General features: G+C 66.2%; 28 protein-coding genes. 12 read left to right on the forward strand and 16 right to left on the reverse strand.

The window, feature by feature from the left end; genetic code table 11:
* The first annotated feature begins 119 nt into the window (after positions 1-119).
* The 5 genes from ispH to rnhA all read left to right on the forward strand — a co-directional run bounded on the left by ispH (position 120) and on the right by rnhA (position 3,632).
* Positions 120-1,076, forward strand: coding sequence for a 4-hydroxy-3-methylbut-2-enyl diphosphate reductase (ispH, locus tag F3H35_RS14630; RefSeq protein WP_149780293.1), 957 nt, complete (start codon positions 120-122; stop codon positions 1,074-1,076).
* Between the two features lie 91 nt (positions 1,077-1,167).
* Positions 1,168-1,983: an N-acetyltransferase gene (locus F3H35_RS14635; protein ID WP_149780294.1), complete on the forward strand. Its 816-nt coding sequence runs from the start codon at positions 1,168-1,170 to the stop codon at positions 1,981-1,983.
* A gap of 78 nt (positions 1,984-2,061) precedes the next feature.
* On the forward strand, positions 2,062-2,508 hold the full coding sequence (locus F3H35_RS14640) for a DUF3429 domain-containing protein (RefSeq protein WP_223228437.1): 447 nt from the start codon (positions 2,062-2,064) through the stop codon (positions 2,506-2,508).
* A gap of 52 nt (positions 2,509-2,560) precedes the next feature.
* Entirely contained in the window at positions 2,561-3,181 is a 621-nt protein-coding gene (locus F3H35_RS14645) for a glutathione S-transferase family protein (RefSeq protein ID WP_149780296.1), read from the forward strand.
* A complete protein-coding gene (rnhA, locus tag F3H35_RS14650; protein ID WP_149780297.1) occupies positions 3,174-3,632 on the forward strand; it encodes a ribonuclease HI in 459 nt (152 codons plus the stop codon). Before F3H35_RS14645 ends, rnhA begins: the two co-directional genes overlap by 8 nt.
* An 84-nt stretch (positions 3,633-3,716) precedes the next feature.
* Here rnhA and F3H35_RS14655 read toward each other — a convergent pair whose 3' ends face one another.
* The 4 genes from F3H35_RS14655 to def (F3H35_RS14670) are packed head-to-tail and all read right to left on the reverse strand — an operon-like array spanning position 3,717 to position 5,923.
* Positions 3,717-3,959: a hypothetical protein gene (locus F3H35_RS14655; protein WP_007812829.1), complete on the reverse strand. Its 243-nt coding sequence runs from the start codon at positions 3,957-3,959 to the stop codon at positions 3,717-3,719.
* A 15-nt stretch (positions 3,960-3,974) separates the two neighbouring features.
* Complete coding sequence (gene fmt, locus F3H35_RS14660; protein ID WP_149780298.1) at positions 3,975-4,892, reverse strand: methionyl-tRNA formyltransferase; 918 nt, start codon at positions 4,890-4,892, stop codon at positions 3,975-3,977.
* Between the two features lie 4 nt (positions 4,893-4,896).
* Complete coding sequence (gene def / locus F3H35_RS14665; protein WP_149780299.1) at positions 4,897-5,394, reverse strand: peptide deformylase; 498 nt, start codon at positions 5,392-5,394, stop codon at positions 4,897-4,899.
* Between the two features lie 4 nt (positions 5,395-5,398).
* On the reverse strand, positions 5,399-5,923 hold the full coding sequence (gene def / locus F3H35_RS14670; RefSeq protein ID WP_149780300.1) for a peptide deformylase: 525 nt from the start codon (positions 5,921-5,923) through the stop codon (positions 5,399-5,401).
* 254 nt (positions 5,924-6,177) lie between these two features.
* On the opposite strand from def (F3H35_RS14670), the gene F3H35_RS14675 reads away from it, so the two are divergent.
* Entirely contained in the window at positions 6,178-7,350 is a 1,173-nt protein-coding gene (locus F3H35_RS14675) for a MalY/PatB family protein (RefSeq protein WP_149780301.1), read from the forward strand.
* Positions 7,351-7,465: 115 nt separating this feature from the next.
* Positions 7,466-7,993, forward strand: a complete 528-nt coding sequence (locus F3H35_RS14680) for a DUF3833 domain-containing protein (RefSeq protein ID WP_149780302.1) — start codon at positions 7,466-7,468, stop codon at positions 7,991-7,993.
* Between the two features lie 32 nt (positions 7,994-8,025).
* On the opposite strand, the gene F3H35_RS14685 is transcribed toward F3H35_RS14680, so the two are convergent.
* From F3H35_RS14685 to F3H35_RS14725, 9 genes are all read right to left on the reverse strand, one after another.
* Positions 8,026-8,376, reverse strand: a complete 351-nt coding sequence (locus tag F3H35_RS14685) for a hypothetical protein (RefSeq protein WP_149780303.1) — start codon at positions 8,374-8,376, stop codon at positions 8,026-8,028.
* Between the two features lie 84 nt (positions 8,377-8,460).
* Complete coding sequence (gene cobM / locus F3H35_RS14690) at positions 8,461-9,234, reverse strand: precorrin-4 C(11)-methyltransferase (protein WP_149780304.1); 774 nt, start codon at positions 9,232-9,234, stop codon at positions 8,461-8,463.
* A complete protein-coding gene (locus F3H35_RS14695; protein WP_149780305.1) occupies positions 9,231-9,761 on the reverse strand; it encodes a DUF6882 domain-containing protein in 531 nt (176 codons plus the stop codon). The genes cobM and F3H35_RS14695 overlap by 4 nt, the downstream gene beginning before the upstream one ends.
* Complete coding sequence (gene cobJ / locus F3H35_RS14700; protein ID WP_149780306.1) at positions 9,758-11,578, reverse strand: precorrin-3B C(17)-methyltransferase; 1,821 nt, start codon at positions 11,576-11,578, stop codon at positions 9,758-9,760. The genes F3H35_RS14695 and cobJ overlap by 4 nt, the downstream gene beginning before the upstream one ends.
* Positions 11,569-12,270: a precorrin-2 C(20)-methyltransferase gene (cobI, locus tag F3H35_RS14705; RefSeq protein ID WP_149780307.1), complete on the reverse strand. Its 702-nt coding sequence runs from the start codon at positions 12,268-12,270 to the stop codon at positions 11,569-11,571. Before cobI ends, cobJ begins: the two co-directional genes overlap by 10 nt.
* Before the next feature lie 79 nt (positions 12,271-12,349).
* Positions 12,350-13,552, reverse strand: a complete 1,203-nt coding sequence (cbiE, locus tag F3H35_RS14710) for a precorrin-6y C5,15-methyltransferase (decarboxylating) subunit CbiE (protein WP_149780308.1) — start codon at positions 13,550-13,552, stop codon at positions 12,350-12,352.
* Between the two features lie 58 nt (positions 13,553-13,610).
* Positions 13,611-14,249, reverse strand: coding sequence for a precorrin-8X methylmutase (locus F3H35_RS14715; protein ID WP_149780309.1), 639 nt, complete (start codon positions 14,247-14,249; stop codon positions 13,611-13,613).
* A gap of 71 nt (positions 14,250-14,320) precedes the next feature.
* Positions 14,321-15,583 (reverse strand): sirohydrochlorin chelatase, encoded by a 1,263-nt coding sequence (locus F3H35_RS14720; protein ID WP_149780310.1) that lies wholly within the window; start codon positions 15,581-15,583, stop codon positions 14,321-14,323.
* A 2-nt stretch (positions 15,584-15,585) separates the two neighbouring features.
* Positions 15,586-15,810 (reverse strand): DUF6732 family protein, encoded by a 225-nt coding sequence (locus tag F3H35_RS14725; RefSeq protein WP_149780311.1) that lies wholly within the window; start codon positions 15,808-15,810, stop codon positions 15,586-15,588.
* 313 nt (positions 15,811-16,123) lie between these two features.
* Between F3H35_RS14725 and F3H35_RS14730 the strand changes: the two genes are divergently transcribed.
* Entirely contained in the window at positions 16,124-17,098 is a 975-nt protein-coding gene (locus F3H35_RS14730) for a glutathione S-transferase family protein (protein ID WP_149780312.1), read from the forward strand.
* 632 nt (positions 17,099-17,730) lie between these two features.
* Here F3H35_RS14730 and F3H35_RS14735 read toward each other — a convergent pair.
* Positions 17,731-18,045 (reverse strand): hypothetical protein, encoded by a 315-nt coding sequence (locus F3H35_RS14735; RefSeq protein ID WP_007812797.1) that lies wholly within the window; start codon positions 18,043-18,045, stop codon positions 17,731-17,733.
* A gap of 191 nt (positions 18,046-18,236) precedes the next feature.
* Positions 18,237-18,644: a (R)-mandelonitrile lyase gene (locus F3H35_RS14740; protein ID WP_149780313.1), complete on the reverse strand. Its 408-nt coding sequence runs from the start codon at positions 18,642-18,644 to the stop codon at positions 18,237-18,239.
* 348 nt (positions 18,645-18,992) lie between these two features.
* On the opposite strand from F3H35_RS14740, the gene rpmB reads away from it, so the two are divergent.
* The 3 genes from rpmB to F3H35_RS14755 all read left to right on the forward strand — a co-directional run bounded on the left by rpmB (position 18,993) and on the right by F3H35_RS14755 (position 20,261).
* Entirely contained in the window at positions 18,993-19,283 is a 291-nt protein-coding gene (rpmB, locus tag F3H35_RS14745) for a 50S ribosomal protein L28 (protein WP_149780314.1), read from the forward strand.
* A gap of 107 nt (positions 19,284-19,390) precedes the next feature.
* Positions 19,391-19,738, forward strand: coding sequence for a hypothetical protein (locus tag F3H35_RS14750; RefSeq protein ID WP_149780315.1), 348 nt, complete (start codon positions 19,391-19,393; stop codon positions 19,736-19,738).
* Positions 19,739-19,781: 43 nt separating this feature from the next.
* Entirely contained in the window at positions 19,782-20,261 is a 480-nt protein-coding gene (locus F3H35_RS14755) for a copper chaperone PCu(A)C (RefSeq protein WP_149780316.1), read from the forward strand.
* Positions 20,262-20,312: 51 nt separating this feature from the next.
* On the opposite strand, the gene F3H35_RS14760 is transcribed toward F3H35_RS14755, so the two are convergent.
* Complete coding sequence (locus tag F3H35_RS14760) at positions 20,313-21,005, reverse strand: NAD-dependent deacylase (RefSeq protein ID WP_149780317.1); 693 nt, start codon at positions 21,003-21,005, stop codon at positions 20,313-20,315.
* 323 nt (positions 21,006-21,328) lie between these two features.
* Between F3H35_RS14760 and hisD the strand changes: the two genes are divergently transcribed.
* Positions 21,329-22,636 (forward strand): histidinol dehydrogenase, encoded by a 1,308-nt coding sequence (hisD, locus tag F3H35_RS14765; RefSeq protein ID WP_149780318.1) that lies wholly within the window; start codon positions 21,329-21,331, stop codon positions 22,634-22,636.
* The last annotated feature ends 23 nt before the right edge of the window (positions 22,637-22,659 follow it).

A 22,659-nucleotide genomic window follows, 5' to 3' on the forward strand; every position in this document is an offset into this window, starting at 1 on the left:
ACCCCGCTTGGCGAGCGCCAATGCGGCCCCAATGGCATGTCCGGCGCGCATTGCCGCGCAAGCGGCACTGGACGGCGCGCGATCTTGGCCTTAGGTCTGGACCCGACAGGAGGTCCAAGATGACGAAACCCCCTCTTACGCTTTACCTTGCCGCGCCGCGCGGCTTTTGCGCCGGCGTCGACCGCGCCATCAAGATTGTGGAGCTTGCCCTCCAGAAATGGGGCGCGCCGGTCTATGTGCGGCATGAAATCGTGCACAACAAATTCGTCGTCGATGACCTCCGCGCCAAAGGAGCGGTCTTCGTCGAAGAGCTCGACGACTGCCCCGATGATCGCCCGGTGATCTTTTCGGCTCATGGCGTGCCCAAGGCTGTCCCCGCCGAAGCCGCCCGCCGCGAGATGCTCTTTGTCGACGCCACCTGCCCGCTTGTCTCCAAGGTGCATATCGAGGCCGAGCGCCACCACGAAAACGGCCTGCAGATCGTCATGATCGGCCATGCCGGCCACCCCGAGACGATCGGCACGATGGGGCAGTTGCCCGAGGGCGAGGTGCTGCTGGTCGAAACCGTCGCGGATGTCGCCTTGCTCGACGTGCGCGATCCCGAACGTCTGGCGTTCGTGACGCAAACCACCCTGTCGGTCGATGACACCGCCGATATCGTCGCCGCCCTTCAGGCGCGCTTTCCGGCGATCAAAGGCCCGCACAAGGAAGATATCTGCTACGCCACCACCAACCGTCAGGAAGCGGTCAAGGCGATGGCGCCCCGCGCCGATGCGATGCTGGTCGTGGGCGCGCCCAACTCGTCCAACTCCAAACGGCTGGTCGAGGTCGGCGCCCGCGCCGGCTGCGCCTATTCCCAGCTTGTGCAGCGCGCCACCGATATCGACTGGCGCGCTCTCGACGGAATCCGCTCCATCGGCATCACCGCCGGAGCCTCGGCCCCCGAGATCCTCGTGGACGAAGTGATCGACGCGCTCAAGGCGCGCTACGATGTGACCATCGAAACCATCGAGACGGCAAAAGAAAACGTCGAATTCAAGGTGCCCCGCGTGATGCGCGAACCCGCAGGCGCCTGACCCTCCGGGTTCCGCGCGCCGCTCTGTATCTTTCCACCCCGCGCCATGCCATCATGCCCGCGCACCCTGTGGCGGCAAAAGGATCAGGCCAATGGATCGACGCATGGACGAGGTATTCGGCACCGAGCCGCAACAAGCCCTTTTGCGCCGTGGTCGCGCCTTTCACGATCTGACACGCCACGACACCCGCTATACCTATTACGGGCGCACTGTCGGGCTGGCCTCTGCGCAGGACGGCGATATCGACGAACTTCACGATCTCACGGTGCTGCAGGGCAACAGCCATTACGCCACGGTCAGCGATGACGCCCTGCCGGCTCTGCGCGACAACGCTCTCGCCCGGGGCCTGTCGGTCGCGCATTATGCTCGCTGGACCGGCGGCGCCGAAGCATTCGATGCCGCCCGCGCCATACTGGATCGGCACCGCTTGCCCAAAGGTCTGACACCCGTCACCATCACCCCGGACAGCCCGCCCGAGACGGTGCTCAAACTGGCACAGGTGTCGCTGGCCTGCGGCGTGCTGCCCCCCTCCGGCGCGGTGCTGCGCGGGCTGATCAAACCGGCTGTGGCGATTGTCGCCCTCGATGAGCGCGGCCAGCCCGCCGCCTGTGCCGCCGCTGCGGGCTTTCTGCATCCCGATCACCCCGATGGCGCCAGCACCTGCTGGTGGGGGATGCTGGCCACCCGCCCCGAACGGCGCGGCCAGCGGCTCGCGCTCATTCTCGGGGCGATGGCCATGCTCGACATGACCGCGCGCCACGGCTTCACGCATGTCTTTACCGGGGTCGAGCCGGGCAACACCCCCTCCGAGGCGATCTGCACCCGCATGGGCCTTGCACGCGATGGCACCAGCGTTTTCGGCGTCGCCGATGCGCGGCAACTTCCCGGCGGTCGCATGACGCGATGACCGCGCGCCCGGTCGCGCGCGAAACCGGCCCGTGGCCTCTTGCCTCGGACGGGCGGTCGCGCCATGGTGCCGCCCATGATGATGCCCCGTGTCCCCCTGATCCTCGGCCTTGCCGGCCTTTTGCCCTTCGTCTGGGGCGCGCTCACCGTTCTGTCGCCCGATCTGGCGGCTTGGACCGTGCGCAGCATCGGCGCGCGCTTTGCCGGGCCCTATGTCATGCTGTTCTATGGCGCGGTGATCCTCAGCTTCATGTCCGGCGTGCTCTGGGGATTTGCCACGCAACTCAAGGGCGCCCAGGCCGGCACCGGCTATGCTCTGTCGGTGATCCCGGCGCTGTGGGCCTTTTTCATGACAGGCGGCGGCCCGACCGGCGCGGGCGTCTCGCTCATGGTGGGGTTCATCGGCATTCTCGGGCTGGACTGGCTGTTCTGGAAACATGGCGCGGCACCGGAATGGTGGATGTCGCTGCGCCTGCTGCTCACCGCCATCGTGGTGACCTGCCTTGCCATCGGGGTCTTCGCCTGACTGACCCCGTCCCCGCCTTGACAGCCCCCTCACACGCCACCACAGGACCTCCATGACCGATCTCGCGCTTTATTCCATGCCCTCCTCGGGCAACAGCTACAAGGTGCGGCTTCTGCTGGCCTTGCTTGAGCACCCCTATCGCCACATCCCCTGCGAGGCCAACTCGCCCGCACTGGCGCAGGCCAAGGCCGATGGCCACCTGCCGCTTGGCAAGCTGCCCGCGCTGCACCTGCCCGATGGCACGATCCTGTCCGAATCCGGCGCGATCCTGTGGTATCTCGGTCAGGGCACGCCCTGGGTGCCCGAGACGCCACTGGCCCAGGCGCAGATGCTCGCCTGGATGTTCTTCGAACAGAACCGCCATGAGCCGGTGATCGCCGTACGCGCCTCGCTCAACTGCTACCCGCATCTCGCCGATCAGGCCACGCCCGAGGTGATGGCCCGCCTCGCCGACGAGGGCCATGCGATCCTCTCCGTCATGGAAAATGCGCTCGCCCACAGCCCATGGTTCGCCGGAGACGCGCCCACGCTGGCCGATATCGCGCTTTACGGCTACACCCATACCGCAGGCTCGCGCGGCGGCTTCGACATGGTCCGCTTTCCACGCCTTGCGGCTTGGTGCGCCCGCATCGCCGCCCTGCCCGGATATCGGGGGCTCGACGCGGATGCCTGATCTTTTCGCCTATACCGATGGCGCCTGCTCGGGCAATCCCGGTCCCGGCGGCTGGGGCGTGCTGCTGCAGGCGGTCGAGGGGGACACCATCCTCAAAGAACGTGAACTGAGCGGCGGCGAGGCCGAGACCACCAACAACCGGATGGAACTTCTGGCCGCCATCAACGCGCTCGAAACACTGGCCAAGCCCAGCAAGATCACCATCGTCACCGACAGCGCCTATGTGAAGAACGGCGTGACCGGCTGGATCCATGGCTGGAAGCGCAACGGCTGGAAGACCGCCGCCCGCAAACCCGTCAAGAATGTCGAGCTCTGGCAACGGCTGGACGAGGCGCAGGCCCGCCATGACGTGACCTGGGAATGGGTCAAGGGCCATGCGGGCCACCCCGAGAACGAACGTGCCGACGAATTGGCCCGCGCCGGCATGGCGCCCTTCAAACCCTCGGCCTGATCCGCGCACAATGCGGGGCTTTCCCGGATGCGTCGCGCGGCGGGCGGTCACGCCCGACAAGCCGCCCCCGCCGCCCCAGACCCCTCAGCGCCGCTTGCGCCAATGCGTCGGCACGATGATCAACGCCCCGATCGACGACAGGATCGCATCCACCCCCGGCGTGCCGATGCGGATCCCGAACATGATCCGCAGGAAGTAAAACAGGAACGCCCCGCCCACGCAGATGATGATCGACTGCAGATAGCCGTTTTTCGTGAACCCGGACTTTTCGGACGCATATCCGACAATCCCGGCGATCACCACCGTGCCGATCAGCGTGGGAAACATCGCACCTCTCCCTCTTTACAGCATCTCGCCCGGGGCCAGCGGCAGCCCGCGCAGAAACGTCTCGGCATCCTGTGCGCCCCGGCCCGCCCGTTGCAAGCGCAAAAGCCGCACCGCCCCCTCGCCGCAGGCCACGCGCAGCGCGCCCCCGCCTGCCGCTTCGAGCACCTCTCCGGGGCGGCCCGCCCCCTCGGCCAACTCCGAGGCCAGCAGCTTGATCCGCTCGCCCCGGTGTTCGCACCAGGCGCCGGGAAAGGGCGACAGCCCCCGGATCAGCCGATCCACCTGCCTGCTGGGGCGGCTCCAGTCCACACGCGCCTCGGACTTGTCGATCTTGGCCGCATAGGTCACGCCCTCGTCGGGCTGCGGCTCGGGCGTCAGGTCATCCAGCCGCGCCAGCGCCTCGATGATCGCCTCCGCCCCCATCCGCGACAGCCGGTCATGCAATGCGCCCGTGGTTTCGGTCTGGCCGATCTCCGTCTCGCGCCGCAGCAGCACCGGTCCGGTGTCCAGCCCCGCCTCCATCTGCATGATGCACACGCCCGTGCGCGCGTCCCCCGCCATGATCGCCCGGTGAATGGGCGCAGCACCCCGCCAGCGCGGCAAAAGGCTGGCATGGATGTTCAGACAGCCCCGCTTCGGTGCATCCAGAATGGCTTGCGGCAGGATCAGCCCATAGGCCACCACCACCGCCACATCCGCCCCAAGCGCCGCGAAATCGGCCTGTTCGTCCGCACCCTTCAGACTGACCGGATGGCGCACCTCGAGCCCCATCTCCTCGGCGCGGGCCTGCACCGGCGTCGGCCTGTCCTTCTTGCCGCGCCCGGCGGGCCTTGGCGGCTGGCAATAGACCGCCGCCACCTCGTGGCCTGCGGCGACAAGCGCCTCCAGCACCGGCACCGAGAAATCGGGCGTTCCCATGAAAATCACGCGCATCGCCCTAGCCCGCCAGCTTTCTGGCCTTGCGCAACAACATGTCGCGCTTCACCTTGCTCAGCCGGTCCACGAAAAGCCGACCCTCCAGATGGTCGATCTGATGCTGCACGCTGGTGGCCCACAGACCCACGAAATCGCGCTCTTCCATCTCGCCTTGCGTATTCAGGAAGCGCACCGTCACGGCGCGCGGCCGCTTGATCGCCGCCGACACGCCGGGCAGGTTCGGGCTGGCCTCTTCATGGCTGCGCAGCTCGATGCTGGAATGCAGGATTTCGGGATTGGCCATGCGCACCGCCTGCCCGCGCTTCTCGCTGGCATCGACCACCGCCAGCCGCAGCATCACGCCGATCTGCGGCGCGGCAAGACCCACGCCCGGCATCGCTTCCATCGTGTCGATCATGTCGCCCCAGATCGCGCGGATCTCATCGGTGATCGCCTCGACCGGGGCGGCCGGGCTGCGCAACCGCTTGTCCGGCCATGGCAGGCAGCGCCGCACCGCCATGCCGTCAGGCCCTCGCCTTGGCCTGTTCGCGCTTCAGTTTCTGCATACGGCGCGTGATCATCTGGCGCTTCATCGGCCCCAGATAATCAATGAACAGCTTGCCGTTCAGATGGTCGATCTCATGCTGCACGCAGGTGGCCCAGAGCCCGTCGAATGTCTCGGTCTGCTCGTTGCCGTCCCGGTCGATCCAGCGCACATCCACCGCCTCGGGGCGCTTGACCTCGGCATATTCCTCGGGGATCGACAGACAGCCTTCCTCATAGACATTCATCACGTCCGACGAGGCCACGATCTCGGGATTGAACATCACCAGAGGGCGCGGCGTCTCGTTCTCGCCCTTGACGCAATCCATCACGATCAGCCGGTCGAGCACCCCGATCTGCGGCGCCGCCAGCCCGATGCCCGGCGCGTCATACATGGTTTCCAGCATGTCATCAGCCAGAACGCGCAATTCGTCCGACAGATCGCCAAGGGGCGCGCAGACTTTCTTGAGACGCGGGTCAGGATGGATCAGGATAGGCCGTTTCATGCGGGAGGATTTAGGTCATGCCCGCACAGCGCGCAATGGGCCAATGATCCGCCCCGCCATGGCATCGATCATTTTACAAGAAATATATTCCATATATATTTATATAAATAGGACATATTTCCATATTTAATCACCATTACAGAACATACTTTCATATCAAAAGATTATTTGGAATATTATCCGCCAGAAGATCACCCCTACACCCTGTCACCCGAACATTATAGCCTGCCCGCGTCACCAACAAGGAGCCCCCCATGGATTTCGACCGCATCATCGACCGCTTCGGCACCCATTCCCAGAAATGGGACATGATGGAAAAAACCTATGGCGTGCCGGCCAGCGATGGGCTCGCGATGTGGGTCGCCGACATGGATTTCCAGCCGCCGCGCTGCGTGTCAGATGCGCTTCAGGGCATGGTCGATCATGGCATCTATGGCTATTACGGCGATGATCGCAGCTATCTGAACGCCATCCGCTGGTGGATGCAGGAGCGCCATGGCTGGCGTGTCGAACCCGAATGGGTGTTCACCACCCACGGCCTCGTGAACGGCACCGCCATGTGCGTCGATGCCTTCACTGATCCCGGCGATGGCGTGGTGATCTTCACGCCGGTCTATCATGCCTTCGCCCGCGTCATCAAAGCCGCCGGGCGCCGGGTCGTCGAATGTCCGCTGCGCCACGAGAACGGTCTCTACCGGATGGATTTCGACGCCTATGATGCCGCGATGGACGGCTCGGAAAAGATGCTGATCCTGTGCTCGCCGCATAACCCGGGTGGCCGCGTCTGGACCCGCGAGGAATTGCAGGACGTCGCCGATTTCGCCCGCCGTCATGACCTCGTGCTGGTGTCGGACGAAATTCACCACGATCTGGTGATGCCCGGCCATACCCATATCCCGATGGCCAATATCGACGAGCGCATCGCCGACCGGCTGGTGATGATGACCGCCACCACCAAGACCTTCAACATCGCGGGCGCCCATTCCGGCAACGTGATCATCGCCGACGAAACCCTGCGCGCCCGCTTTGCCGCGCGCATGTCGGCGCTCGGCCTGTCGCCCAATTCCTTCGGGCTGGTCATGGCCGAGGCCGCCTATTCCCCCGAGGGCGCAGAATGGGTCGATGCTCTGGTCCGCTATCTCGATGGCAACCGCCGCCTGTTCGACGCGGGCGTGAACGCCATCCCGGGCCTCGCCTCCATGCCGCTCGAAGCCACCTATCTCGCATGGGTCGACTTCTCCGGCACCGGCATGGACAAGGGCGAATTCACCGCCCGTGTCGAACGCGACGCGCGCATCGCGGTCAATCACGGCCCCAGCTTCGGCCAGGGCGGCGAGGCGTTTTTGCGCTTCAACCTCGCCACCCCGCGCACCCGCGTGGAAGAGGCCGTCGCCCGCCTGCAGGACGCCTTCGCCGACCTGCAGTGATCCACTCCGGCGCGTCGCACCACCCCCGTCACAAAGGCCAGGCGCCCCTCAAGGCGCTTGCCCCCCGCTGCGAACGGGTTACCTTTTGGCCTGCCATCAGCCCCGGAGCGCCCCGATGATCCGTCTTGCCACAGCCCTCGCCGCCCTTGCCCTTCTCACCGCCTGCTCGGGCCGGCCTTCGCTGGACGATCCCGCCCTCAGCGATGCCGATTTCGAGCTGCAGGAGTTCTTCGAAGGAAAGACCGTGGCCCACGGCCAGTTTCAGGACCGTTTCGGCACCGTGCGCCGCCGCTTCGAGGTGGCCATCGACGGCACATGGGACGGCGAGACCCTCACCCTGGTCGAGGATTTCGCCTATGCCGACGGCACCACCGAGCAGCGCATCTGGACCCTTCGCCAGACCGGCCCCGAAACATGGGAAGGCACCGCCCCCGGCGTGATCGGCACCGCCACCGGCACCGAGAAAGGCGACGTGTTCAACTGGGCCTACACGATCGACCTGCCCGTGCCCGACGGCACCCTGCGCGTCAGCTTCGACGACTGGATGTGGCAACTCTCCGACGACCGGGTGCTCAACATCGCCTATATGCGCAAGGCGGGCATCACCATCGGCAAGGTGATCATCACTTTCGAGAAACTCTGAGCAGGGCGCTGCACGCCCCTCAGTCATGCCCCTCAGTCGCGCCCGATCAAAGCCACCGGCGCATCCGGGTCACGCTCGAAATCCACCGGCTGCCGGTCGCTGGCCTCGGTCATGCGCTTCAACTCGAACCGGATCTCGCCGCCCTCTTCCTCTGACGCAACGATCAGGCAACGCGACAAGTGCTTCGGCCCGTCATAGAGATCGACCAGCCCCCGCAAATGCGGCGCCACATCCGAATCAAGCGAGAACCCGCCCTCCCACGCATTCAGCACGGGGTAGGTGTCTTCACCGGTCTGCACCCGCAGCCGATGGCTTTTTTTCAAGGCTTTTTTGCGCGCGGCATCAAGACCCGCCTGCACGTCGGGGGGTAAATAGGTCGTCATTGCAAATGCCTTTCTTGCCTTCCAGCCCCCAGACTGTGCCAGCAAACCATGACGGTCACGTTAAAATTCACCGCCCCGCGCAAATCATGCGCGCAGTGTGGCCTTCGGGCGCAGCACATGCGGCTGTGCCGGATCGTAGAGCGCACTGTCCTTGAAATCCGCGATCTCTCCCAGAACCGGCCCCACAAGGATCAACGCGGTTCGGGTGATCTTCTCGGTCCTCACCTTCTCGCGGATATCGGCCAGCGTGCCGCGAATGAACATCTGGTCGGGCCAGCCCACACGATACGCCACCACCACCGGACACTCGGCGCCGTAATGCGGCGTCAGCACCCGTTCGATCTCGCGCAGGGCGCGCACCCCCAGATGGATCGCCAGCGTCGTGCGCGTGCGCGCGAAATTCTCCAGCGTCTCGCCATCCGGCATCGAGGTGGATTTCATCGACACCCGCGTGAGGATGATCGACTGCGCCACCTCCGGCACGGTCAACTCCTGCCCCAACGCGGCGGCAGCGGCGGCATAGGCCGGCACGCCCGGAATGATCTGGTAATCGATCCCGTCGGCGCGCAGCCGCCGGATCTGCTCGGCAATGGCGCCATAAAGCGACGGATCGCCCGAATGCACCCGCGCCACGTCCTGCCCCTTCGCGTGGGCGTCGCGGATCACCGCGTGCGTGTCATCCAGCGTCATCGGCGCGGTGTCCATCACCAGCGCGCCCTTGGGCGCGCAGGCCACCACCTCGGCCGGCACCAGCGATCCGGCATAAAGGCAGACGGGGCATTCCCCGATCACCCGCTCGGCCTTTTTGGTCAGAAGTTCCGGATCGCCCGGTCCCGCCCCGATGAAATAAACGGTCATTCGCTCAATAGCCCTTTCAGCTGATCGTTCTGATAATAGCAGACACAGACCTGCCCACCGCCGCCGTGATCGCCCATAAACACGCCATCCGCATCCGAGATATAGGCGCAGATCGCCATATACTCGCGCGCGCGCTCTTCCTCCGTCGGTCCGCCGCGCGTCAACAGCTCCTCGATCTCCTGCCGCTCGCCGAATTGCTGCACCGCCCAGGCCGCCTGCTGCATCGGCTCGGGCACCTCCGGATGCCCCCAGCCCCACATCCAGCTTCCGTCATCCGACCATGTGCCGATGATCTGCGCCTCGACCGACAGATCCGGCGCATCCTCGAAACTCAGCACAAGACGCCCCTTCTCGAGGTTCAGCCGAAAGCCCGTGACCGCGTCCAGCCGCTGCGCCAGTGCGCCCCCCGCCATCCGCGTGCCCAGGAAGAACCTGGCGTTGACCGCCATCTGCCGAAAGGTCTCGGGCAGTTGGGTCGCGCCCTGATCGGCCATGCGCCCCGCAAATTCCAGAAGGATCGGATTCATGCCGCGCCACCTGTCCTGCGCGGCTCGGCCAGGTCCCCGTCGATCTTGCGCGCATAGCCGCGCGGCGTGAACATGCGCGGCCCCTCTCCCAGATGGGCCAGCCGCGAATTGCTCGATCCCACCAGAACCACCGTCAGCATATCCACCTCATCGACCTGCAGCTCGTCCAGCCGGCGGTAGCGCACATGCTCCTCGGGACGCCCCAGCGACGAGGCCAGCATCACCGGCGTCTCCGCCGGACGATGCCTGAGCAGGATATCCCGCGCCTCCGCCAGCAGGGTGCGCCGGGTCTTGGACACCGGGTTGTAGAAGGCGATCACGAAATCGCCCTCGGCGGCGGCGTGCAACCGGCGCAGGATATCCTCGCGCGGAGTCAGCAGATCGGACAGCGAAATGGTGCAGAAATCATGCCCCAAAGGCGCCCCCGCCCGTGCCGCCGCCCCCTGCAGCGCCGACACGCCCGGCGAGCAGACAACCTCGACCCGATGTGCCGCATCGCTCACGCCGTGATCGTCCTTGCCCCGGTCCAGAAGTTCGAAGACAAGCGCGCCCATCGCATAGATCCCCGCATCCCCCGAACAGACCAGCGCCACGTTACGGCCCTCCGCCGCGCGCTCCAGCGCGTGACGGCAGCGCGCCTCCTCTCCACCAAGCGGGAAATCATGACGCGGCTTGCCAGCGGCAAGCGGCCCCAGCAGATCGATGTAAAGCCCATAGCCCACCAGCTCATCGGCCTCGGCGATCAACCGGCTGACCTCCGGCGTGCGCCATGCCGCCTGCCCCGGCCCTATGCCGACGACACTCAAGCGCCCCCTCGCGCGCCCCGGCAGTTCGGTGACAGGCTCAGCCGTGCGTCCCACGGCGCAGGTCGCATTGGCCGTCTTGCGCTTCTCCACCGCCAGAGCGGCGCCCGCGGCCAGCACCGCGCCTTCCGCCACCCCGTGACAGCCGACTTCCGCGAAAACCACCTCCGACGGATTGGCCAGCCGATCCGCCTGCGCCTCGAGCTCGGCCGCGCTGAACAACCTGAGCGGCACATCAAGCCGCCGCGCCACCTCGTTCATCGCCGGCTCATCGGCCTTGAGGTCAATCGACGCGACACAGGCCACGGCCCCAGTTGCGATCCCGGCCTCCTCCAGCGTGGCGCAGACCAGCGCCCACATCTCGTCCGGATCGCAATTGCGTGCGCATCCCAGCCCCAGCACGATCCGCTGCGGATGATAGACCAGCCGCTTGTCGCCCGGCCGCGCAGGGGCCTCGCTGACGACCAGCTCCACCGCGCCGCCCGCCTCGCGCCCAAGGCCGAAAATATCCTCACCCTCGACGCTCAGCCCCTCTCCCGCCAGCATCGCCGCCATCGCCGATTTCGCATCCTGCGGATTGGCCAGCCGGTAGCCATCGGGCGGCGCATCCAGCGCCACGCCCATCGCCACATCCCCCGCCGTGGTCACCGCCGCCACCGCATCCAGCCCCCGGGCGATCTCCGCCGCCAGCCGGTTGGCCCCGCGATGCCCCCCCAGAAGCGGCACCACCACCGCGCCGTCATCGCTCACCGACACCACCGGCGGCTCGCCGCGCTTGTCCGACAGCAAGGGCGCCACGGCCCGGATCAGGATGCCACTGGCACAGACGCCAACGACCGGCACACCGGCCGCAAAAAGATCGCGTGCATGATCGAGCGCATTGGGGAAAAACGCATCCGCCCGCTCGACGCGCCCTTCGCGCCCATGCACCTTTGCCCCGATCAGGCGGGCAACGCGATGCGCCACCTCCTCGCCCGACCGGCTCAGCGCCAGAACGACAGGTTTCACAGCCATGGATCGGCCCCCTTGGTCAGCAATATCATGGAAAAATAGGGCGCCACCTGCGGCGCCTCGGCCAGCGGGCACACCACCTCCTCGGGCAGGCTCGCGCGCTCCACATAGACCGCGCGCCCCGTCAGACCCAGCTCCTCGATCACACCCCGGATCTTGGCCAGATGCCGGCCCACCTTCATGATGACGACGCTTTCCGCCCCATCGATCCGCGCCCGCAACTCGGCCTCCGGCAGCGGCCCCGGCAACACGGTCAGCCGCTCGTTGCGCGCCGCCAGCGGCATCCCCGCCCTTGCCGCACAGGTGGTCACCGATGTCACCCCCGGCACAACCTCCACCCGATAACGCGTCGAAAGCCGGGCAAAAAGATACATGAACGAGCCATAAAAGAACGGATCGCCCTCACACAGGCAGACCACATCCTGCCCCTGCTCCAGCGCGTCCGCGATCTCGGCCGCCCCCTTGTCATAGGCCGCCTGCGCCGGCGCCCGCTCCGGCGTCATCGGGACATCCATCACGATTTCCCGGGCACCCTCCGGAATGATACCGGCCGCGATCGACCGCGCGAAACTGGCGCCCCCGGCCAGACTGGGATAGGCCAGCACCTCGGCCCCCGCGATCAGCCTGTGCGCCCTCAGCGTCATCAGCTCCGGATCGCCCGGCCCAAGCCCCACGCCGTAAAGAACGCCGCTCATCGCCCGGACCCCGCTTTCATCGATCCCCAAATACTCCCGCCGGAGGCTCCCGTCCCCCGCCACAGACCCCGGCCCCGGCTCATCGCTTCACAAGGCTCCACTGGGTGACCGGCATCAGCGGCCGCCAGCCGGTGAGCCCCCCCACCGGTTCGGCGCGGTTGACCATCAGCTTGACCAGCTGCCCGCCATGCGCCTTGTGCAACTCGAGCAGCAAGGCCTCGCTTTCCAGTGTCACGGCATTGCAGACCAGCCGCCCCAGCGGGCGCAGCGCCTGCCATGCCGCCTCGAAGGTCTGGCGGCTCAAGCCGCCTCCGATGAAGACCGCATCCGGCGCGGGAAGACCCTCCAGCGCCTCCGGCACGCGCCCATCGATCAGCTCCAGCCTCGGCGCGCCCAGCGCCAGCGCATTGGCCGCCGCCATCTCGCGGCGGTCGGCGCGCGGCTCTATGCCGATCGCACGGGCATAGCGCGCCGCGCGCATCCATTCCACCGCGACCGAGCCGCAGCCCGTGCCGATATCCCACAAGAGCGCGCCGCGCATCGGCATCAGCTTGGCCAGCGTGGCCGCGCGCACCTCCTGCTTGGTCATCGTGCCGTCATGCCGGAAAAGATCATCCGACAGGCCCGGAACCCGGGGCAGAAGGGCGGCATCGGGGGCCGCCACACAATGCACAGCCAGCGTGTTGAAGGCCGGCACCTGATGGTCCCATGTCTCGGCCCGCCCGTCAAAGCGGGCCTCCTCCGCGCCGCCCATATTGGCGAGCACCGTCATCGCCGACTGGCCGAAACCGCGCTCGGTCAGAAAAGCCGCGATCTGCCCCGGCGTCTCCGAGCCGGTGGTCAGGATCAAGAGCCGCGCATCGGGCTGGATGAAGGCGATCATCTGCTGCACGGGACGGCCATGCACGGTCAGCGTCTCGACATCCGCAAGGCTCCAGCCCATGCGCGCCGCCGCCAGCTGAAAGGCCGACAGTTGCGGGTGATAGGTGATCTCGGTCGGATCGATCGCGCGCCCGATCCGGGCGCCCACCGAGAACCACAGCGGATCCCCCGTGGCCAGCACCACCACGCGCCGCCCGCGCAGCGCCTCGAGCGTGTCGATCAGCGCATCGAAGGGCGAGGGCCAGGCGATGCGCTCGGCACTCACACTGTCCGACAACTGGTGATGACGGTCTCCGCCGATGATGACCTCCGCCGCCTCGACCACGGCGCGCGTCGCAGGCAAAAGCCCCGCCATGCCATCCTCGCCGATGCCCACGATATGCAGCCAGGGATCCATCATCAGCGCCATACTCGAAAATTCGCAGAATTTTCGACCCATGATTTTTCTGCGAAAAATCTCACACTCTCTCCTCCGGAAGGCCCGCCGCCAGCGCATTGACCGCAGCCGAGGCGATGGCAGATCCGCCCCGCCGTCCTCTCAGCGCCACGAACTCGCAGCCGCGCGGGCGCTCGGCCAGCTCCGCCTTGCTTTCGGCAGCGCCCACGAAACCCACCGGAAACCCCAGGATCACCGCCGGTTTCGGCGCGCCCTCATCCAGAAGCTCCAGCAGGTGAAACAGCGCCGTGGGCGCATTGCCGATCGCCACCACAGCACCCTCCAGCCGGTCGGCCCACAGCTCGACAGCCGCCGCCGACCGGGTGTTGCCGATGCCAGCGGCAATGCCCGGCACGCGCGGATCGTTCAGCGTGACGACCACCTCGTTATCCGCCGGCAGGCTGCGCCGGATGATGCCCGCGCCCACCATCTCGCAATCGCACAGCACCGGCGCGCCCGCGCGCAGCGCGGATTGTCCGGCCTCCCAGGCGTGATCGGAAAACGCCAGCCTGTCGGCCACCTCGATCATCCCGCAGGCATGGATCACGCGGATCGCCAAGGCCTCGAGGCCCGGACCGAACCGCTGGAGCCGCGCCTCGCGGCGCACGGTGGCAAAGCTTTCGGCATAGATCGCCGAGGGGTTCTTTTCATAGGGGCGCAATGGGCAGCCTTCGGTCTTGGGATCACCGCCGGATGCCTCCGGCGGGAGTATTTCAGGAACGGTGAACCCTGTCAGGCCCGGGTCTTCCGCGCGCTTTCCGGCCCCAGCGGATGATCGGCATGGGGGTATTGCGGATGGTGATGATGATGGTGGTGATGGTGATCGTGGCCATGATCATCGTGGTGGTGGTGATGATCGTGGCCGTGATCGTGGTGGTGGTGATGATGCCCTTGCGCCTCGAGACGGCAAAGACCGGTGCAGAACGTGTCGCACAGGGTGCAATCGGCGACGTTCGAGCCGGGGGCGCTGGCGCCCTGGCCTTCCACATGGTGATGGTGGCTTTCCTGCACGGCGCCCACCTCGGCCTCGAAGCCCAGCACGGCGGTGCGGTATTTGCACATCACGCAGGTGGGCGGCGGCACGTCGCTGAAGGCCGCATGTCCCGCACCGCGCGCCTGCGCGAAGGCGGCGCGTTGGTCCGGGGTGATCTCGCGGATCTCTTCGCCCTCGATGGCGAGGATCTGGGTGCGATACTGGCAGGTGCCGCAATTGGGCGGCGGATTGGCGCCGGCCTGTTCGGTGACGCGCTCGGCGAAGGTTTCCAGCACCTTCGGGTGATCGCCGAGATAGCCTGCCTTGACGAACTGGATCTCCGGGTGTTCGGCGGCCACCCGGTCGGTGAAGCCGTAGATCCGGTCGATCAGGATGCCCGAGAAGAGGAAATAGGGAAACACGATCACCCGCTTGTAGCCAAGCCGCGTGACATGCTGCAGGCAGGGTTCCACCAGCGGGAAGGTCACGCCGGAATAGCCCACCTCGCACCAGCCGAAGCCGATGCCTTCCTGCAGCAGCCGGGCGATCTTGGCCACGTTGCTGTTGGCGTCCGGGTCCGAGGCGCCACGCCCGATCACCACAAGGCAGGTGTCGTGCAGATCGACCGGCCCCAGCTCGGCTTCGGCCCGCGCCAGCGCGTCGCGGATGCGCGCACCGGCGGCGGCGACCATCTTGGGATCGACGCCCAGTTCGCGCCCGTAGCGGATGTCGATGCCATGGCGCTCGGCATAGCTGTTGAGCACCGTGGGAATGTCGTTCTTGGAATGCATGGCGGCAAACAGCATCCCCGGCACCGCCAGGATCCGGTCGCAGCCTTTCTCGCGCAGCTTGTCCAGACCGTCGCGGATCACCGGGTTTGCGAATTCCAGGTAGCCGTATTCCATCTCCCAGCCATCGGGCAGATAGGCCGGCAGCTTTTCCGCCAGCGTCGCGAACTCATCCACCGCCGACTGGCTGCGCGACCCATGCCCGCAGATCATCACCCCGGTCTTGCTGCCCATGCTCAGGCCTCCTGCGCGTCGTCTTCGGGGGCATCCTCGGCCGCATCCTCCTCGGCTTCGGCATCCTTGCGCCCCTTGAGGGCACCCCAAAGGCCGATGGCGATGGCAGCGCCGATCGCCGCGGCCCCCAGCCAATGGCCATGTCCCGCCACCTCGGCCAGATGGCCGGGATGGGCCTGCGCGCCGGTGGCGGCGAGCAATGCGAAGGCAAGCGTTGCAAATCTCATGGGCGGTCCCCTTTTTTGTCGCTGATCCGCGTCGCGCCGGGAAAGGAGTCGCGCCGCGCGGTGTCGCGCGGCAGACGATCACAGGCTGATGGACCCCCGGTATGGGTCGGCCCCCTCTGCACATCTTTCCGGCCCGGTCACGGGCATCGTCCCGCCCTCTATAGAAGCTGCGCCCCCCTGGCGCAAACAGAGAAACGCCACAAGGCGGGCGGTGCGCGACATGTGCGGACCTGCACGGGGCCTGCGCGCCACACAGGCTACCCGGGCCGCATCGCGCGGCCTAGATCGGTGTCGAGCAACAGGAGGCACATTCATGGGACAGCTGATCGACGGCCAATGGCACGACCAATGGTATGACACCGCCAGAACGGGCGGCGCATTCGTCCGCGACACCGCGAAATTGCGCAACTGGATCACCCCGGATGGCCAGCCCGGCCCCTCGGGCGAGGGCGGTTTTGCTGCCGAAAGCGGGCGCTATCACCTGTATGTGTCGCTGGCCTGCCCCTGGGCGCATCGCACGCTGATCTTGCGCAGTCTCAAAGGTCTGGAGGATCATGTCGGCGTCTCGGTCGTGCATCCCGACATGGGGTCCGAAGGCTGGGAATTCCGCAGCGATTACCCCGGCGCCACCGGCGACCTCCTGCATGGGCTGAGCTACGCGCGCGATCTCTACACAAGGGCCGATCCGGGCATTTCGGGCCGGGTCACGGTGCCGATCCTGTGGGACACGGCCCGCGACACGATCGTGTCGAACGAATCGGCCGAGATCATCCGCATGTTCAACTCCGCCTTCGACGGGCTCACCGGCAATACCGACGATTACTGGCCCGAGGATCTGCGCAGCGCGATCGAGCCGGTGAACGCGCGGATCTACGACACGCTCAACAATGGCGTCTACCGTGCCGGCTTCGCCACGACACAGGCCGCCCATGACGCGGCGGTCGGCCCGCTTTTCGACACGCTCGACTGGCTGGAGGATCGGCTGGCGCAGAACCGCTACCTGATGGGCGCGCGCCTGACCGAGGCGGACTGGCGGCTCTTCACCACGCTGATCCGGTTCGACAAGGTCTATCACACCCATTTCAAGTGCAACCGCGCGCGGATCGTGGATTATCCCAATATCTGGGCCTATCTGCGCGAGCTCTACCAATGGCCCGGCGTGGCCGGAACAGTGGATTTCGACCATATCACGCGGCACTATTATTACAGCCACGACATGATCAACCCGCACCGGATCATCCCGCAAGGGCCTGAGCTGGATCTGGGCGCGCCGCACGGGCGGGGGTGAACCGGCCCGGGCCGCGCCAAGACTCCCTGGCTTGGCCAGGCCCACCAAGACGCCGCGACATGCGGCTCAGGACGCCGGGCAGCGCCGGGGCGCGTGCCGGGCCGAGTCGGGGTGGGCGCCGGGCCGGGGGACACCGGGCCGAGTCGGGGGGCGACAGGCCGCGCCGGGGGACGCCGGGCCGAGTCGGAGCGAGGCAGCGTCCGCGCAGGCCGCCTGATCGCCTCAGGGCCACCGCAGCAAATCAACCAAAGCTCACCGCAGCACACCGACCACAGCTCACCGCGACACCGCGCAAACGGACCCTGACGCTCATCGCACCGGCGCCGCTTTCACCATGTCCGGCGCATTGCCCTCAGCACCGCCACCATGCCCAGTGCATTTGCTTCAGCGCCGCGCCAGCACACCGCGACACCGCGCAAACAGACCCGGACGCTCATCGCACCGGCGCCGCTTTCACCATGCCCGGCGCATTGCCCTCAGCACCGCCACCATGCCCAGTGCATTTGCTTCAGCGCCGCGCCAGCACACCGCGACACCGCGCAAACAGACCCGGACGCTCACCGCCACGGCGCCGCTTTCACCATGCCCAGCGCATGACCCTCAGCACCACCACCACGCCCAGCGCAGTGACTTCACCGTCGCGCCAGCTTGCCGAACTCGCTGTCCAGCAGCGCCCGCATCTTCTTGGAGCCGCCACGCAATGCCGCCGCCACATCGGCATCGCCATGGCTCACCGTCTGGGGCTGCATCCCCTCGGGCCGCGCTTCGATGGTGCAGCGGATGTCATCCGCGCCGCCCTTGGCGCCATTGGTATCGACAAGATGCACCTCCAGCCGCGTCAACCGCCCGGTCAGATGGCCCAGCGCCGATGTCACGATCTCTTCCGCCACATCTTCAAGACGTTCGTCACCGCGAATGTTCGAATCCGTATTGAGCTGAAATTGCATCGCTCTCGTGCCTCCTGTCCATGTGTTCAGCGGGGTCCATATGGCCCACCCAACCTATCTGCGTATCGCACCTCTCTTGTTCAAGCGCCCTGCGGCGCCATGGCCTTGGCTCAAGCGCCCGTCGACGCCGGGGACATGTCACCGCGACTCGTCCCCTGCGATCATTTCACACGATAAGTCTTGCGATACGGTTAATCGGGGGCGCGGCCATAATCCGCATCGCTCACATGCTCCAGCCAGTCGGCCACGTGCCCATCGTCATCGGCCTCCTGAATGGCCAGATGGCACATCATCGTCTCGGGCGCGGCCCCGTGCCAGTGTTCCTCTCCCGGGGGAATCCAGACCGTGTCGCCGGGCCGGATCACCTGTGGCGCGCCGTCGCGCAGCGCCACCAGCCCCACGCCCGACACCACATGCAGCGTCTGGCCCAGGGGATGCGTGTGCCATGCCGTGCGCGCGCCCGGCTCGAAGGTCACCCGCAGCGCACGCACTCGCGCAGGCTCCTGCGCCTCGACGATCAGTTCCTGCCAGACGCGCCCGGTGAAGTAATCGGGATTGGCCAGCTTGTGGGGCTTGTGCCCGGCCCGTGTGATTTCCATTGTCCTCAATCCTCCCTCTGGATCGTGGTCACCCTACGCTCCCTTCCGCGCGCGGCAACCCCCGATCACATGGCCGTCCGCGGTCTGCGCAAGGCGATTTGTGTACGGGATGGACACAAATTCCGCAGCACCGCGTGGTTTCCGTACCAAACGCGCGTAAGTTCGGTACGAACCCTACACAAGTCACCGCCTGCGAGATTACGTGCCGGCTGCCTGGTTCGAATCCCTTGACGCCCCCCGCGTTTGGCCATAAAGAACCCTCGATGAATTCGGGGCGCTGCCGCTGGCGGTGCCCGTTTGTATTGAGCAGGGGCCGACCGCCCCCTTGACCCAAGACGAGGAAACACCATGTCGCGCCGCTGCGAACTGACCGGAAAAGGCCCCATGTCTGGCTTCAACTCGAGCCACGCAAACAACAAGACCAAGCGTCGCTACCTGCCGAACCTGCAGGATGTGACCCTGCAGTCGGAAATCCTGAACCGTGGCATCAAGCTCCGGATCAGCGCCGCGGCCCTGCGCAGTGTCGATCACCGCGGTGGCCTCGATGCCTTCCTCGCCAAGGCGAAGGACGAGGAACTTTCGGCCAACGCGCTGAAACTGAAGAAAGAAATCTCCAAGGCGCAGGCTGCTGCCGCCTGAGACGGACGGTTCTTCATGAAGATTTTTCGCGGCCCCTCTGATCCAGTGGGGCCGTTTCTTTTTGTCGCTTTCACACCGGTCCGCAGCACGGCTATAGTCCGCATCGCATGACACAGGTCCGCACATATCTCGCCCTCGCCCTGGCCTTTGTTCTGACCCTCACGGCGCAGAGCATGGCCCTCGCGCGGAACGCGCCCGACCCCGCGGGTCAGATGGTGCTGTGCACCGGCACAGGGCCTGTCACGGTTCTGGTCGATGCGCAGGGTCAACCCACGGGTGCTGTGCATATCTGTCCCGAATGTGCCCTGTCGCTTTTTCAGGTGATCTCCACCGACACGGCAGACCTGCTGCGCCCGACCACGTGGACACCCGCGCAAACCCTTGATTTACCTTTGGAAATATTCGACCTGGCACGCCTGCCCGCACGGGCGCGCGGACCACCCGTGCACTCCTGATCCTGTCGTCTTTCCAAAAACCTCTCAAGATCAGGAGACACCCATGTCTTTCAAATCCACCGTTCTCGCGGCCCTTGCCGCTTCCGCCTTCGCCCTGCCCGCCTTTGCTCAGGACATCATGATCAACGACGCCTATGCGCGATCCTCCGCAGCCATGGCGACCTCGGGAGCTGCCTTCATGACGATCATGAATCACGGCGGCTCCGACGACCGACTGATCGGCGCGGCCTCGCCCGCCGCCAAGCAGGTCGAGCTGCACACGCATACGCAGGATGCTCAGGGCGTGATGCGAATGATCCATGTCACCGAAGGGTTTCCCCTCGCAGCGGGCGAGACACTGATGCTCGAGCGTGGCGGCAACCATGTGATGTTCATGGGCCTCACCTCCCCGTTCGAGCAGGGCGACATGATTCCGCTCACCCTGACCTTCGAACAGGCCGGCGATATCGAGATCGAGGTTCCCGTCGATCTCGAACGCAAGCCTGCACACGGGATGGGCCATCAGCACGGAAAATCCGAGTAACGTCTTGCAAACAAAGGAAAGGCGGCGCAATGCGCCCGCCTTTCCTCGCCATCAGCGATACAGAATCCCGTCCACCCATTCCGGCACGATCACCGAGGCAACCCCCTGCCTCACCTCCGTGAAGTCGCGGACATTGGCAGACGCCTCGAGATTCAGTTCTATCGTATGCGCCCCTGCGCGGCCGGCGTGCTGACCGAAGGCCGCCGCCGGATAGACCTGCCCCGACGTGCCGATCGCCGCGAAAATATCCGCCTCTTCCAGATGCGCCCAGATGTCTTCCATGTGATAGGACATCTCGCCGAACCATACGATATCGGGCCTTGCGGCCTGCGCATGGCAGCGCGGGCAGGTGTCATGCGGAAACATCTCGAGCGGCGCGGGCCAGCGATGATCGCAAGCCGCGCACAAGGCGCCCGACAACGCGCCATGCATGTGCAGGACGTTGCGACTGCCCGCCGCTTCGTGCAGACCGTCCACGTTCTGCGTCACGACCAGCACATCGCCGCCATACTCAGCCTCGAGCCGGGCCAAGGCATGATGCGCCGCGTTTGGAGCAGCCCCCGCCGCCTGTACCCGGCGGGCGTTATAGAAGCGATGAACCAGCGCCGGATCGCGGGCGAAGCCTTCGGGCGTGGCCACATCCTCCAGCCGGTGCTGTGCCCAAAGACCGCCTTCGTCCCGAAAGGTCCCAAGCCCGCTTTCGGCGGAAATGCCCGCGCCGGTCAGAATAACGATCTTGTCCATGTGGCCTCCTTTTGATGTCTCTTGATGACTCAAAAAGCCTCGTTTGGCCAAGGGGATCCCGGTCATCCGGCTTGGCGAGAAGCGCTTTTGCCCAACGAGGCGCCGGCGGGACCGTGCCAAAGGGGGCCCTGCCCCCGCCGATCAAATCCCGGGGGGATTTGATCGACTCCCCCGGGATATTTGGGGCCAGAAGAAGCCGCGCCATTTTTCGGAAATGCCGAAGCCGAGTTTCGGCCACCGGAAAAACCGGTGCGGGCCGGCAGCAAAGCGCTTGCCGCGATGTCACCTTGCGCTTCATGCAGGAGACGACAAGGAGAGTGTTCATGCCCCTCGATCATATCAAGTCAGCGCCCGGACAGCCGCCCCAGGCCGCCGCGGATATCGTGGATACCGTGCAGATCATGCTCGCGCGCCTGCGCGCAGGAGGTGCACAGGTGGCCCTGGAATATGCCCGTACCCTCGACGGCTGGGAGGGGAGCATCGCTGTGCCCTCCGCAAGCATTGCCGAGGCGATAGACCGGGTGCCGCAGGATCTGAAGGATGACATCGCCTGGGCGCATGACAATATCAGCCGCTTTGCCGCAGCGCAGCGCGCCACCGCACAGGACATGGAGATCGAGCTGCGCCCCGGTCTGATCGCGGGACAGCGTCAGATCCCGCTGTCGGCGGCGGGCTGCTATGTGCCGGGCGGACGCTACACGCATATCGCCAGCGCGCTGATGTCCATCGCCACGGCGCGCGAGGCCGGGGTGGCCGATATCACCGCCTGCTCGCCACCCAATGGCGCGGAGGGCATTCCCGCTCCGATGCTCTATGCGATGCATCTGGCCGGAGCCACGCGCGTCCTGTGCATCGGCGGGGTGCAGGGGGTGGCGGCGATGGCCTTCGGGCTCTTCGGCGCGCCGCCTGCGGATATTCTGGTCGGACCGGGCAATGCCTTTGTGGCAGAAGCCAAGCGGCAATTGTTCGGGCCCATCGGGATCGACATGTTCGCCGGCCCCACTGACAGCCTTGTGTTGGCCGATGACAGTGCAGACCCCGAAACTGTCGCCGTCGATCTGATCGGGCAGGCCGAACATGGCGCGACGAGCCCCGTCTGGCTGGCCACCACATCAAGGGATCTGGCCGAGAGCGTTCTTGCCCGCATCCCCCGGGTGATCGCCGCCCTTCCCGAGCCGAACCGCAGCGCCGCCGAGGCGGCATGGCGCGATCTGGGTGAGATCGTGCTGTGCAATGACCGCGAGGAGATGGCGCGTTTCGCCGATGACAAGGCGCCCGAACATCTCCATGTGCAGGCGCTCGATCTTGCATGGTGGCGCGAGAGATTGCGGGCTTATGGCTCGCTCTTTCTTGGCGCGGAAACCACCGTGGCCTTCGGCGACAAGGCGGCGGGGCCGAACCATGTGCTGCCCACCTCGGGCGCGGCGCGCTATACCGGGGGGCTGAGCGTGCACAAGTTTCTCAAGACCGTCACCTGGCAACAGGTGGATGCGCGTGCCCTGCCCGATCTTGCCCGCGTCAGCGCACGGATCAGCCGCGAGGAACGGATGGAAGGCCATGCCCGGTCCGCCGACATTCGGCTGGACAAGCTCGCCGCAGACCGCAAGATACAGGTCCGCGCCGGGGGCTGAAAGCCGCCGGCAAAACACGCGCC

Source organism: Roseovarius litoreus (assembly GCF_900142765.1).
In the GTDB taxonomy this organism is placed as follows: Bacteria; Pseudomonadota; Alphaproteobacteria; order Rhodobacterales; family Rhodobacteraceae; genus Roseovarius; species Roseovarius litoreus.

Coding starts and splice junctions, on each gene's coding strand:
- F3H35_RS14655 (WP_007812829.1), bottom strand. CDS start 3,959: ATGTTTCCCACGCTGATCGGCACGGTGGTGATCGCCGGGATTGTCGGA.
- F3H35_RS14730 (WP_149780312.1), top strand. CDS start 16,124: ATGGGACAGCTGATCGACGGCCAATGGCACGACCAATGGTATGACACC.
- F3H35_RS14725 (WP_149780311.1), bottom strand. CDS start 15,810: ATGAGATTTGCAACGCTTGCCTTCGCATTGCTCGCCGCCACCGGCGCG.
- F3H35_RS14760 (WP_149780317.1), bottom strand. CDS start 21,005: ATGGACAAGATCGTTATTCTGACCGGCGCGGGCATTTCCGCCGAAAGC.
- def (WP_149780300.1), bottom strand. CDS start 5,923: ATGAAACGGCCTATCCTGATCCATCCTGACCCGCGTCTCAAGAAAGTC.
- ispH (WP_149780293.1), top strand. CDS start 120: ATGACGAAACCCCCTCTTACGCTTTACCTTGCCGCGCCGCGCGGCTTT.
- fmt (WP_149780298.1), bottom strand. CDS start 4,892: ATGCGCGTGATTTTCATGGGAACGCCCGATTTCTCGGTGCCGGTGCTG.
- rnhA (WP_149780297.1), top strand. CDS start 3,174: ATGCCTGATCTTTTCGCCTATACCGATGGCGCCTGCTCGGGCAATCCC.
- F3H35_RS14750 (WP_149780315.1), top strand. CDS start 19,391: ATGACACAGGTCCGCACATATCTCGCCCTCGCCCTGGCCTTTGTTCTG.
- cobJ (WP_149780306.1), bottom strand. CDS start 11,578: ATGGCTGTGAAACCTGTCGTTCTGGCGCTGAGCCGGTCGGGCGAGGAG.
- F3H35_RS14640 (WP_223228437.1), top strand. CDS start 2,062: ATGATGCCCCGTGTCCCCCTGATCCTCGGCCTTGCCGGCCTTTTGCCC.
- F3H35_RS14675 (WP_149780301.1), top strand. CDS start 6,178: ATGGATTTCGACCGCATCATCGACCGCTTCGGCACCCATTCCCAGAAA.
- def (WP_149780299.1), bottom strand. CDS start 5,394: ATGGCGGTGCGGCGCTGCCTGCCATGGCCGGACAAGCGGTTGCGCAGC.
- rpmB (WP_149780314.1), top strand. CDS start 18,993: ATGTCGCGCCGCTGCGAACTGACCGGAAAAGGCCCCATGTCTGGCTTC.
- F3H35_RS14720 (WP_149780310.1), bottom strand. CDS start 15,583: ATGGGCAGCAAGACCGGGGTGATGATCTGCGGGCATGGGTCGCGCAGC.
- F3H35_RS14740 (WP_149780313.1), bottom strand. CDS start 18,644: ATGGAAATCACACGGGCCGGGCACAAGCCCCACAAGCTGGCCAATCCC.
- hisD (WP_149780318.1), top strand. CDS start 21,329: ATGCCCCTCGATCATATCAAGTCAGCGCCCGGACAGCCGCCCCAGGCC.
- cobM (WP_149780304.1), bottom strand. CDS start 9,234: ATGACCGTTTATTTCATCGGGGCGGGACCGGGCGATCCGGAACTTCTG.
- F3H35_RS14635 (WP_149780294.1), top strand. CDS start 1,168: ATGGATCGACGCATGGACGAGGTATTCGGCACCGAGCCGCAACAAGCC.
- F3H35_RS14645 (WP_149780296.1), top strand. CDS start 2,561: ATGACCGATCTCGCGCTTTATTCCATGCCCTCCTCGGGCAACAGCTAC.
- F3H35_RS14735 (WP_007812797.1), bottom strand. CDS start 18,045: ATGCAATTTCAGCTCAATACGGATTCGAACATTCGCGGTGACGAACGT.
- F3H35_RS14685 (WP_149780303.1), bottom strand. CDS start 8,376: ATGACGACCTATTTACCCCCCGACGTGCAGGCGGGTCTTGATGCCGCG.
- cbiE (WP_149780308.1), bottom strand. CDS start 13,552: ATGATGGATCCCTGGCTGCATATCGTGGGCATCGGCGAGGATGGCATG.
- cobI (WP_149780307.1), bottom strand. CDS start 12,270: ATGAGCGGCGTTCTTTACGGCGTGGGGCTTGGGCCGGGCGATCCGGAG.
- F3H35_RS14680 (WP_149780302.1), top strand. CDS start 7,466: ATGATCCGTCTTGCCACAGCCCTCGCCGCCCTTGCCCTTCTCACCGCC.
- F3H35_RS14755 (WP_149780316.1), top strand. CDS start 19,782: ATGTCTTTCAAATCCACCGTTCTCGCGGCCCTTGCCGCTTCCGCCTTC.
- F3H35_RS14695 (WP_149780305.1), bottom strand. CDS start 9,761: ATGAATCCGATCCTTCTGGAATTTGCGGGGCGCATGGCCGATCAGGGC.